Source organism: Pectobacterium polonicum, from assembly GCF_005497185.1.
Taxonomy (GTDB): Bacteria; Pseudomonadota; Gammaproteobacteria; order Enterobacterales; family Enterobacteriaceae; genus Pectobacterium; species Pectobacterium polonicum.
Genome location: NZ_RJTN01000001.1, coordinates 304,373 through 316,316, shown reverse-complemented (window position 1 = coordinate 316,316; position 11,944 = coordinate 304,373). Strand labels below are relative to the sequence as shown.

Sequence of the window (11,944 nt, the reverse complement as noted above, 5' to 3'; positions counted from 1 at the left end):
TATCAGTCCTTAACGGGATGCAAAAGAAAAGAGCGAACCCGCTCGGCATAGGCCGTTGGATTCGCCTGATGAGCATTATGACCCGCCTGAGCGACGCTCAGTAACGGCAGGCCGTATTGCGCCGCCAGCGTCTGAAATTTCACATCGCTGGCACCACATAAGTAAACAAAAGGTATCGATAGATGCCGCAGGCGCTCCGCCAAAAAAGGCTGTCGCCCCAGCGAGGTGGCTTCCAGCATCGCCGCAACGGACGCACCATGATTGGCGCTGCGGCGAGCAACCAGCTGTTCACGCTGAGTAGAATCCACATCGGCAAAGACCGCCTGCTGATACCAGTCCGGCAAGACCGCTGGCAGCGGTTCCTGACGAAAGCGCTGCGCCCAGCGTGCATCATGGTAGATACGATCCTGACATAGCTCAGGCGTTGCTAAACCGGGGTGTCCGCCTTCGACCAGCAGCCCCAGCATGCCATCATGCTGTCCGATGCAGGCGTGATACATCGCGATGCGCCCACCGAGCGAATAGCCCAACAGCCAATAACGATCGATGCCTTGTGCCCGCAACGTCGCGCTTAGCTGGCGACTGACATCGGCAAAATCTGCTGTCGCAATGGATCGCGACGCGCCGTGTCCGGGTAAATCCACCAGCAGCACCGGCCAGTCACGCAAAAACGGAAGAACAGGCAGCCAGTCTTCACCGTTTCCCAATAAACCATGCAGGCACACGAGCCACGGCTGCGTCAAAGCAACTGCGCCATGCGCCACTTTCCGGCAGCTTAGCTCCTGAACATCTATCCCCTGAAACTCTAGTGCGCCCACGTCGCCACCTGAGCGACCAGTTCATTGAGCGTTTCCGCGCCGTCTTTCGGCTCAACCACCACTTCCAGCAGCGTGACGCCGCCCTGAGTCCAGCAACCTGCCACCGTGTCTGCCAGCTGTTCCCAGTTCTCGGCACGCACGTAATTCAAGCCAAACATCGCGGCCGCGTGGCCGAACTCCACATTCTGCGGCATGCAGTAAAACGCTTCACGCTGGTCAACCGGCGTCGGCAGCAGGGAAAATATCTGGCCACCGTTATTGTTCACCACGATCAACACCAGCGGTGCGGGGGACTGACGCAACAGCGCCAGCGCATTTAAATCGTATAATGCAGAGAGATCGCCGACGATGCCCAGCGTCGCTTTTGACGTGGCTCGCTGCACACCGGCCAGCGTGGAGATCAGGCCATCAATGCCGCTGGCACCACGATTACCGTACACCGGATAGCCCTGCGGGAGCTGCGCCAGCGCGTCGATCAGGCGCACCACGAGACTGTTGCCGACAAACAGCTGTCCATCCGGCGGTAACAACGCCGGTATGCGCTGCGCCAGCTGCGCTTCACCAAAACGGGAAGCCAGATGCGTATCGATCTGCCGCTGCGTTCTGTCGGCAATATCCACCAGCAAATCCGCCCACGACGCCTGTTTTTCTGCTGGATGCGCCGACAGCCATTCGCCCACGTCCGCCACCAGACGACGCCCGCGATGGTGAGCCGGGTCCAACCGTCCCGGCAGATCGTCAATTAACCAAAATTCTTGCGGCTGGCACTGTTCCTGCCATTGCAGCAGGCGCTTACCGGTCAGGCTACCGCCAAACTGTAGGACGATGTCTGCCTGCCGTAAAAGCGTTACCGCTTCAGGATGCGCTAGCCAAATATCCGCACAGGGTAACGGCTGCCCGCTTTGCGACAGCACATCGCCAATCAGCGGCCAGCCCAGTTCGTTCGCCCACGCTGCGAGTTGTGCCCCTTGTTCGGGACTCACGCGCCCAGCGAGGACGACGCCACGTTTTTGCCGCCACTGCGGCCAGTCCGGCTGCACCGCTAGCGCACTCTGGCGCATTTCGCGCAGCCAAGGCTCGCGGCTGTTCCACCAGTCACCCAGCGTCATCAGCCAGTCTTGATAAGCCGTGCCATCATCAGCACCATAAAGCGGTTCAGCAAAGGGGCAGTTAATGTGCAACGCGCCGTGCGTCAGACGCGCCATGGCACTATCCACCGAGGAAACCAGCCAGTTAGCGGGAATATCTGGCGTAGGGCGCGGTAAATCCAGCGCCAGCGTGGGGTGTGAAGCATACAGTGCATGCTGACGAATCGCCTGATTCGCACCGCAGTCAATCAACTCCGGCGGACGGTCGGCCGTCAAAACCACCAGCCGCTCACCAGTCAGCCCTGCTTCAATAATTGCCGGATAAAGGTTGGCAGCAGCAGTACCTGACGTCACGATAATCGCAACCGGTTCACGAGAAGCTTTTGCCAGCCCGAGCGCAAGATGCCCCAGCCCCCGTTCGTCGAAATGCGTGTGGCAAATCAGTGCGCGATTATCTGCCGCAGACAGCGTCAGCGGGGTAGAGCGAGAACCAGGCGCGATGCAGATATGCCGGACGCCATGGCGGGTCAGCGATTCCAGCAGCAATGTAGCCCAGCGGCGATTAAATACACTTGTTGACATGATGTACTCAACAACTCAGGTTGCAGGTTATAAAACAAATACTCTTGATCCAACTGTTGGCGGCCTGGTTGCCCTTCAACGACTATCGCGATCAGCCTTATTATATTTTTTTTTACCACGCTGACTTTGATATAAACCAGTACCTGGCACAACAACCATAAAACAAAACTATGACATATCACCGTCTAACAGCGATCTCAGCCCGGCAGCTTTGTTTTCCAACTCCTGCCATTCTTGTTCTGGATCAGAACCTGCCACAATTCCGGCACCAGCATAGAGCGTCAAAATATGATCCCGCACCTCTGCCGAACGCAGTGCCACACTGAATTCAGACTGCTGACGCGACAAGTAACCCGCAGACCCCGCATACCAACCGCGCTCGAACGGTTCATGAGCCGCAATAAAGCGGCGCGCTTCCTGCCTCGGCAAACCCGCTACTGCCGCCGTGGGCTGCAATGTATTCAGGCACGCACTATCAGACGCGGTTCGCAGCGTGGCATGAATGGTGCGACGCAGGTGTTGCACCTTACGCAAACGCACAATTTCTGGCGGCATGACATCCAGCGACAGCGCAGATTGCTGTAGCCGCTGACAAATATCATCCACCACCAGCATGTTCTCGCACTGATTCTTAGTGTCTTTCATCAGCCAATCGGCCAGTTCAGCGGCTTTGTGTGCATCGCGATCGCTTGCCACCGTTCCCGCCAGGGCTTCCGTTTCCAATTCGCTCCCCCGCCGGCGATAAAGCCGTTCCGGGCTAGAACCAAGAAACGCATGACGCGCATCGTGTGCCAGCATGAAATGGAAACAGTGGTGATTCGCCGCACGGCTGGCAGCCATAAAGGTGGTTGCCTGTAGCGGTTGTGTCAGCGTTAGCGTGGTTGCCCGTGCCAAAACGACTTTTTCCATTAGCCCTGTTTTGATGTCATGCAGCGCCCGCTGAAGCAAATCAATCCACCCCTGACGCTCCGGCTGATGCGCGACAGACTGCACTTCCGCATGCAAAAGGGGCAATGGCGCGGGTGGAAGAAGCAGGTTAATAAACGCAGAGGCTTCGACAGCATCCTGTTGCAATGACGTTTCACTGAACAGGTTAATGCTCAGGCTGAGCATATCATCCTGACGTCGCAGTTCCGCACGGGGCAAGAATAGGTAGCCAGGTGACGAAGCGCCCTCTTCTTTCGACTGGTTAAATGCATTCAGCCCCCAGATGCGGACATCGGGATCGCACTGCTGCTGAACGAGGAATGCCTCAGCGTCCTGAATATGACGAAACCCACACACCTTGCCACAAACGGCAACCTCTTCACGATCCTGACGGTGCTGCCAATAGAACTGGGGATACACAGGCTGAGTCGCCAACCACGGCAATAACTCAGCCGCCTCACTGAGCCGTAATGAACGCGTTATTTGTCTGAAACCTGCGCGTTCAGGCTGTGGCTCGCGCAAATCTTGCTGCATATGGCGCAGCAAGTCGGAAAGTTGTTTCACCGTCACCCCGGAGACCTAACACAAAGTAGGGGATTATACGGGAAAAAAACACGTCGTGGGCGAGAGGTTATACAAGACGCAAAAGCCACCACCAGCAGAGTACGTTTCAGTACATTTTTATGACGTGCCATCTCTGGCCGTCACCCTTACGGGCCGTTGCTTGCGCAACGTTAAAAATTTCTCCTGGAAATTTTTTACCCCCTAAAAGGTATCCGCCTGACCACAACGGTGAGCACGAGGTGAAATCGCATCAAACGGCAAAACGGGTCGCACACATCACATTAAAATCTCATTTCATCATCATTATTGCTTCAATTGACCCTTTCTTCTGCCGATTATCTAGTCGGCATTTTTTTGCGTGCGGCATCGCATCAAGACAGTTTTTCACCTCTCGCCCTGCACCGTCTGCTTGGATTCTTTCCATTCAGACCGCTAATTATGGTAAAAATAGGCCCTTGTTACGTATACCGGATAGCCTCGTTCAGGATGAGTACGACACTGCATTCCAACTCGTTAAGCATTAATCAGAATCTGCCGGGCAAAAAAGCACAGGCAGCCACGCGCATCGCTTTCTTTGTTGCAGGTTTTGCTATGGCTTCCTGGGCACCGTTGGTGCCCTTTGTTAAAGCGCGACTGGCTATCAGCGATGCCTCTCTCGGGATGTTGTTACTTTCTCTGGGCATTGGCTCACTGTTGGCCATGCCGCTCACCGGTTTCCTCACCAGTAAATGGGGATGCCGCAGCGTTATTTTGCTGGCAAGCGCGCTGCTTTGTCTGATATTGCCCGCCCTGACGCAAGCAGAAACGCTGCCGTTGATGGCGGTCGTGCTGCTCTTTTTTGGCGCGTCCATAGGTATGATCGATGTTGCCATGAATATTCAGGCCGTCATCGTAGAACGCGCCAGTGGCCGAGCGATGATGTCCGGCTTTCATGGCTTCTTTAGCATCGGAGGGATTGCCGGTGCTGGTGGCGTCAGCGCCCTGCTGTGGCTTGGCCTGTCCCCGTTAATGGCAATACTGACTATTGTTGCGTTGGTGCTGATATTCATGGCAACGGCGCACAAGCACCTGCTACGCACCACAAACCAAAATGAAGGCGGCCCGCTGTTTGTGATCCCACGCGGATGGGTCATGTTCATTGGTTCACTGTGCTTCATCATGTTCCTCGCCGAAGGTTCGATACTGGATTGGAGCGCCCTCTTTCTAACCGTTGAGCGCAACCTGAGCGGCGCACAGGCAGGTATGGGCTATGCGGCATTTTCCGTCGCGATGACGCTAGGCAGACTGAATGGCGATCGCATTGTTAATGCGCTTGGGCGCTACGCGATTCTTACTGGCGGCAGCCTCTGTGCTGCACTCGGTCTGCTGTTAACGATCGGTATTGATAATTCAGTGACCGCCATTCTTGGCTTCGTGATGGTGGGGATCGGCGCATCTAATGTGGTTCCGATCCTCTTCAGCGCAGCGGGGAATCAAAAGATCATGCCCCCCAATCTGGCCATCGCCTCCATTACCACAGTAGGCTATGCGGGCATTCTTATCGGCCCAACCATTCTCGGCTTTATTGCACAACTCAGCAATTTGGCTACCGCATTCGGGTTTGTCGCACTGCTGTTGCTGGCCGTCAGCGCCAGTGCACGAGCAGTCATCCGCTAATCAGGAGCGTTAATTGATGCCAGCCATGATCTTGCGTTATTTTTCCCTCCTTACGGTGTTATCGCTCCTTATTACTGGAACGTTTGGCTATAGCTACATCAACGATTTGCTGGCGGACAAAAAACATGCGCTGACGACCATTGCTCAGGGCATACAGAAACGCGTCGATACTTACCGTTTTTTCACCTATCAAATTTACGGCAGTCTGAACAGCGAACCGTCCGCTAGTGACGCCAACATTAGCGCGATTAATTTAATGCCCAATGTTTTCTATGTAGAAAAAAACGGTCAGAAAACGGATGCGTTGATTTTTGGGCAACACGATAAAGGGACGCTGACGTCGGTTCGTCGGATATCACGCTATCTCGATATACTCTGGGGAGCAGAGAATAACGTCTATTCCATGTATTACCTGAATGGTATCGACAACAGCCTGACGATGATTTCCACGCAGACGCTGAAAGATATCTCCTCACAGTTCCGCGGCAATTATATTACCGTTATCGCCGAAGCCCGCCGGACAGAAATGCTGCAACAGGCGAATGTATTAGACGAGCGCGAAAGCTTTTCCCCGCTGCGTAAATTACGCTTCTATAACGACTACTATTTTACGCTGCGCACCACATTCAATCAGCCGGGTCATCTGGCGACAATTCTGGCATTCGATTTGCCAATTAACGATTTAATCCCGGACACGATTCCGCGCGAGCACCTTATGCTGAAGCCAGATACGCCGGCGGCCAGCAATATTGACAGCAGCAATAATGGCGAAGGTACAGCGGATGTGCAGCTTCATGGCTCTAATCTTGAAATCTCCGCCACACTCGTTAATGCACCGCTAAAAATCGTTTTTCAGGTGCCAGTGAAAGCTCTGATTATTGATGTGTTGCGTAATAACATTTGGTTTCTGCTGCTGAATCTGGTTCTGTTGAGTTCGTCCGTTATCGGTTTTTATCTTTTCCGGCGGGCGTATGTGCATCCCGGCGAAGACGTATCCCATCAGTTGGAAAATAAGCTGGATATTTACCGTGAAACCACGGGAAAAATCCCGATGGGTGTGTTGGTTTATGATTTCAGCAGCAACAAGGTCATTATACAAAATGAGCGTGCAGAACATCTGCTTCCTCACCTGAGCCTGCAAAAAATCACCAATATGGCAGACGAACATCAGGGCGTTGTTCAGGTCACCATTAATAATGAAATGTATGAGATCCGCCAAATTCGTAGCCAATATTCGCCAGACTATTGCCTCTTCCTACTGCGCGAACAGGATAAAGAGATTCTGGTGCAGCGGAAATTACTGCTCGCCCAGCGTGAATACGAAAAGAATATTCATGCCAGAAAACGCCTATTCCAAAACCTGCTCAGCGAATTCAAACAACCGCTGATCTCATTGCAACAACATATTCATGCGATACGCCACAGTGATACGGCGGTCATAGAAGCACAGACGCTGGAGCAACTAGCAGCAGATACCCGCTGCGCGATCGAGCTGCTGGAAAATATCGCCCTGCATGAAAAGCTGGAGGCACAGGAATGGACAGTGGTCAACGCCAGCTTTTCACCGCTAGCGCTTATCGACAATGTTCTCCTTGAGCTGCTGCCGCGATTGAATCAAAAAGGGTTAACCCTATTCCATCATTATCATCTGGATAGTAATCAAACTTATGTGGGTGATGCCGAGCTGTTGAAAAAGATGCTGGCACTGCTGCTAAATTATTCGGTGACCAATACGGATTACGGAAAAATCACGGTGTCGGTTGACAGAAAAAATAATGAGCCGGACAAGCTGGTTATTCAGGTCAGCGATACAGGAACACATATTTCAGGTAAAGAGCAGGAAAACATTCGGCATCCTTTCCTGCATCCTGCCACTTCCGACCGTTTCGGACAAAATTCAGGATTGACCTTATTTTTGTGCAATCAACTCTGTAATAGACTGGGCGGTGCGTTAACCATCAACAGTAAATCTGGGCTAGGCACACACTATATTCTGACGTTAAAACTGGAGCCGGAAGCGTTGCCCGTTGAGGACGAAAAACTGCTGGATGGTATTACCGTTCTGCTGGATGTAACGTCTGATGAAGTACAGAATATCGTGGGTAATATGCTGGCGGGCTGGGGAGCGAATTATCTGATCAGCGATGAACGCCAGATTACTCAGGAAGCCGATATTTTTATTACCGATGACCCGGAGAAAAAAGCAGATTATACGCTGCTGTTAAGTCATGACGATGACACGCTAATGCCTTTGGGCCCGCGCCGTTTACGGGTGAACTACAATATCAGCCACCTCCTGCTGGAGGCATTGCTTAAGCTGATTGAACTGCAACTGGAAACACCACCCGATGCGTCGCAGGAAGGAGAACAGAATGATGTCGAATTTTACGCCGCACAATTGGCGTCAAGCGACTATTATTCGCTGTTCGTGGAGACAGTACCGGATGATTTAAAGAGGCTGTATACTGAAGCGGAAGCAGGCGATTTTCCGTCACTTTCGCAGACGGCGCACCGGCTGAAAGGCGTGTTTGCCATGCTGAATCTTCATCCTGGCAAACAGTTGTGTGAACAGCTTGAACAGCATATTACCGCGCACGATAGTATACAGATTGAGGCTAACCTTCATGAAATTGAACGGTTTGTCAGTGCATTACTATCCCCAAGCGAACCTAAAGGGCAGCAAGGTAGCCAACAAGATGAGTAACCCAAACGATGAGTAACCTAAACGTAATTATTGCCGACGACCATCCTATTGTCCTTTTTGGCATCAAAAAATCACTTGAGCAAATTGAATGGGTCAATGTGGTTGGCGAATTTGAAGACTCAACAGCGCTGATCAATAACCTGCCTAAGCTGGATGCTAACGTTTTAATCACCGATTTATCCATGCCGGGCGATAAATACGGCGATGGTATAACCCTCATTAAATATATTAAGCGCCATTTTCCTCATCTCTCTATTATTGTTCTCACCATGAACAATAATCCGGCGATTCTGAGTGCGGTGCTGGATCTGGACATCGAAGGTATCGTACTGAAACAGGGCGCGCCGACCGATTTACCCAAAGCGCTAGCAGCCCTGCAAAAAGGCAAGAAATTCACGCCGGATAGCGTATCCAAAGTGCTGGAAAAAATCAGCGCCAGCGGCTACGGCGATAAACGCCTATCACCAAAAGAAAGTGAAGTGCTACGCTTGTTTGCGGAAGGTTTTTTGGTCACCGAAATCGCCAAAAAGCTGAATCGCAGTATCAAAACGATCAGTAGCCAGAAGAAATCAGCCATGACTAAGCTAGGCGTAGAGAACGATATTGCCCTGCTCAACTACCTGTCCTCCGTTAACGGCGGCGCAACACAGGTCGACTAAGTTTTGCTCCCTGCACCGGCAACTGCGCTGGTGCAGGTTACTTCACCGCGGTTCTCGTCTGACGCACCACATTACTGTAATACGCCAGCGCCTGTTGCAACGTATCCAGCGTCACCGGTTTTGACAAACAGTGATCCATCCCCGCCCCAAGGCAGCGTTCTCTTTCCTCTGCCAATGCATTCGCCGTCACGCCAATGACTGGGAAACGTAGCCCATGCTCCCGCATACGCTGGGTGAATAAATAACCATCCATATTCGGCATGTTGACATCCGTCAGCACGATATCAATGTGGTTTTTACTCAATACGCTCAGCCCATCTACGCCGTCATTCGCCGTCATCGCCTGATACCCCAGAGAACCCAACTGATCGGCCAGCAATCGACGGTTGATAGGGTGATCGTCAACAACCAGAATCATAATGTCGCCATTCTCAACCCGCTCATAGTGCGTCAGCGGCGGTGAAATCTCCTCGCGAGTGTTTTCTTCACTTTCTGAGCGATAAATTTTCTCCAGCAAATCAGGCAGATGTTGAGGTGTAGATGTCCCCTGCACCCAGTGGCCCTCGCTCACTTTCTGTGCCGATCCGTTATGTGCGCCGCTTATCACGATATGCGCCCGAACAGTAATATCCTCTAGCGAGCTGTAATCACTAATCATCACATCATCAGGCGACACAGTTTGATTCTGGTAACGCACAGCCTGCACGCCCTGGTTCTGCAACAACGTCAGTAGATACGCCTCCAGCCGGGCATTGCGCACCCTCAGCCAGCATATTTTCCCTTGCAGGCTGGCGTTGATCGCCGCAGGAGCATAGTGCGCTTTATACAACGGAATTCTGACGCCAAACAGGCTGCCGAGCCCGGGTTCAGACTCGATGGTAATGTCGCCATCCATCAGATTGACCAGCTTCTCACAAATTGCCAACCCTAATCCTGTACCCTGAAAATGGCGCTGTACACCGCTCCCCGCCTGGAAGAATGGATCGAACAACTTCACTGCCTCACGCGGTTGAATACCCACACCGGTATCACGCACCACAAATTCCAGATAACCATCGCGGCAGCCAACGTCAAAAATGATGCAGCCCGTATCCGTAAACTTGATCGCGTTACTCAACAGGTTAGACAACACCTGCTGTAAACGAACAGGATCGCCAAATAGGCTGACCGGTACATTGGGATCGATAAAGCAGTACAGCATCAGGCGTTTTTTGACCACCAGCGGGAGATAGTTACTGGTGATGTGGCTGATAACCTCATGCGGTGCAAATTCACAGGGTTCTATCTTCAACTGCTCCGACTCAATCTTGGAAAAATCGAGGATATCGCTGATGATTTTCAGCAGCAGTGAGGAAGAGTTGTTCATCGCCAAGACCAAACGGTTAGCATCCTGCGGCAGCGCCTTGGTTTGCAGCAAATCGAGATTGCCAATAATGCCATAAAGCGGCGTGCGCAATTCATGGCTGACGGTGGCAAGGAACATCGATTTAGACTGGCTTGCCTGCTCGGCGGCATTCGCCATTTCCTGTAGCGACTCTTCCATTTTGACGCGCGCGCTAACGTCCAGCAGCACACAAATCGCCACATTTTCATTGCGGTAGCGCGAATGGACAAAGCTGATTTGCAGGTGGTGGTTACGGCTGGTCATCACATCCACAAACTTGGACTGCTGCTCGCAAATAATGCGGGTAATTCTCAATCGGTCTTCGTGGGTAAGTAAATTAAGGTAGTTGTGCGCCAGTTCGTTACTGAGGATATTTGTACCGTCACTAATACGCAGAATACAAATGCCTACCGGTGCCGACGCCACGATCTTGCGGTTGAATTGCTCATTCTCTTCCAGTTGAAAGGCATTCACTTCCGCAGGCAATAGCATTTTTCGCTCAAAAACCAGCGCCAACACAAACAATAGCACTGCCGAGAGGATATTCAGCACGAGCATATTAATCATCAACGCGCTGATATGGGACAACAGCACCTTCAGCGGCAGCGAGTACACAATACTGAACGAAGTAGGCGGCAGCGCCTTCTTCAGAATGAGTTCATCATAGCCATTCGCATAGCCAAAATAGTTATGAGCGGAGGGATACCCCTCTACCGAGGAGGCTGAAAGCCCTTTGTCATCGGAAAACTGTAAAACGACCTGATTATATTGATCCAACAGCTTGGCATTGAGCGGAAATTTGCTGACGGTGACGAAGTCATCCAGACGAATAGTCTGTTCAATCCCCATGATAACTTCCAGCTTGTTATCCACATAGATCGGCGTGAGTGCATATAAATAGCCGACATCGGGGATGGATGCGGGGGTAATCCAATAAAGCGTTTCATCACGCCCGGTTGGGGTACGATTCTTCTTCTGATCCTGAAACCGATCCTGCACATTTTTAAGCAAGTTATCACGGTCAAGTGACTGATTGCGAATGCCAAAATCAACCATACAGCGTCGATCGCCGCCGACAAAAAAGACCCGATTAAGATCGTAGACGGCAGAGAAATTATCCTGCCAACCGTTGAAAAAATGACTCAATGAGAGCAGCGCTGCATTCCCGCCATATTGCGTGGAACAGGTTGCACCGGGCGTAAGCGCATAAACAGAGACACCCGGCCCCCCTTCTGTTGGCGGCTCAGCCCTTTCTCTTGCTAGTACCAAACGGTTTGCCGCCAGATACTGAAGTTCGCGCACAATATCCGCAGCATGGCGGATATATCCCTGCGACTGATCAAAGCTAAGATTATATTCCTGACGCAGCTCCGACTCTTTTTCATTCAATACTTTAGTAATATAGAAAACAGATATTAGCGCGCCCAACACCCACAGCATGATCGCCAAAACCCGGAACAAATAGCGGGAGACTTTTAATGTGGTATGGAATGAGGCGAGATATTTCAAGTGAATACCGTTGAATGATGGAAGAACCAGTTGGCTGATACACTACCGAGTGT

The 11,944-nt window shown here is 51.9% G+C and carries 7 protein-coding genes; 3 read left to right on the top strand and 4 right to left on the bottom strand.

All coding sequences use genetic code 11. The features are described from left to right. Positions 1–2: 2 nt before the first annotated feature. The 3 genes from menH to menF all read right to left on the bottom strand — a co-directional run bounded on the left by menH (position 3) and on the right by menF (position 3,979). Complete coding sequence (menH, locus tag EDI29_RS01345) at positions 3–818, bottom strand: 2-succinyl-6-hydroxy-2,4-cyclohexadiene-1-carboxylate synthase (RefSeq protein WP_137739410.1); 816 nt, start codon at positions 816–818, stop codon at positions 3–5. Beyond that, entirely contained in the window at positions 806–2,488 is a 1,683-nt protein-coding gene (menD, locus tag EDI29_RS01340; RefSeq protein ID WP_137739409.1) for a 2-succinyl-5-enolpyruvyl-6-hydroxy-3-cyclohexene-1-carboxylic-acid synthase, read from the bottom strand. Before menD ends, menH begins: the two co-directional genes overlap by 13 nt. 168 nt (positions 2,489–2,656) lie before the next feature. After that, positions 2,657–3,979: an isochorismate synthase MenF gene (menF, locus tag EDI29_RS01335; RefSeq protein ID WP_137739408.1), complete on the bottom strand. Its 1,323-nt coding sequence runs from the start codon at positions 3,977–3,979 to the stop codon at positions 2,657–2,659. A gap of 486 nt (positions 3,980–4,465) precedes the next feature. On the opposite strand from menF, the gene EDI29_RS01330 reads away from it, so the two are divergent. The 3 genes from EDI29_RS01330 to rcsB are packed head-to-tail and all read left to right on the top strand — an operon-like array spanning position 4,466 to position 8,998. Next, positions 4,466–5,635 carry an MFS transporter gene (locus tag EDI29_RS01330; RefSeq protein ID WP_137739407.1) on the top strand — a complete coding sequence of 390 codons (1,170 nt, stop codon included), beginning with the start codon at positions 4,466–4,468 and terminating at the stop codon, positions 5,633–5,635. Positions 5,636–5,651: 16 nt separating this feature from the next. Further along, complete coding sequence (gene rcsD, locus EDI29_RS01325) at positions 5,652–8,339, top strand: phosphotransferase RcsD (protein ID WP_137739406.1); 2,688 nt, start codon at positions 5,652–5,654, stop codon at positions 8,337–8,339. A gap of 8 nt (positions 8,340–8,347) precedes the next feature. After that, complete coding sequence (rcsB, locus tag EDI29_RS01320; protein ID WP_005976164.1) at positions 8,348–8,998, top strand: response regulator transcription factor RcsB; 651 nt, start codon at positions 8,348–8,350, stop codon at positions 8,996–8,998. Positions 8,999–9,035: 37 nt separating this feature from the next. Here the strand turns inward: rcsB and rcsC are convergent, their stop codons facing one another. Continuing rightward, positions 9,036–11,891 carry a two-component system sensor histidine kinase RcsC gene (gene rcsC, locus EDI29_RS01315; protein WP_137739405.1) on the bottom strand — a complete coding sequence of 952 codons (2,856 nt, stop codon included), beginning with the start codon at positions 11,889–11,891 and terminating at the stop codon, positions 9,036–9,038. Between the last annotated feature and the right edge of the window lie 53 nt (positions 11,892–11,944).

What these genes read in the sequence shown, in the direction of transcription:
- EDI29_RS01330 (WP_137739407.1), top strand. Translation starts at nt 4,466, where the DNA reads ATGAGTACGACACTGCATTCCAACTCGTTAAGCATTAATCAGAATCTG.
- rcsB (WP_005976164.1), top strand. Translation starts at nt 8,348, where the DNA reads ATGAGTAACCTAAACGTAATTATTGCCGACGACCATCCTATTGTCCTT.
- menD (WP_137739409.1), bottom strand. Translation starts at nt 2,488, where the DNA reads ATGTCAACAAGTGTATTTAATCGCCGCTGGGCTACATTGCTGCTGGAA.
- rcsD (WP_137739406.1), top strand. Translation starts at nt 5,652, where the DNA reads ATGCCAGCCATGATCTTGCGTTATTTTTCCCTCCTTACGGTGTTATCG.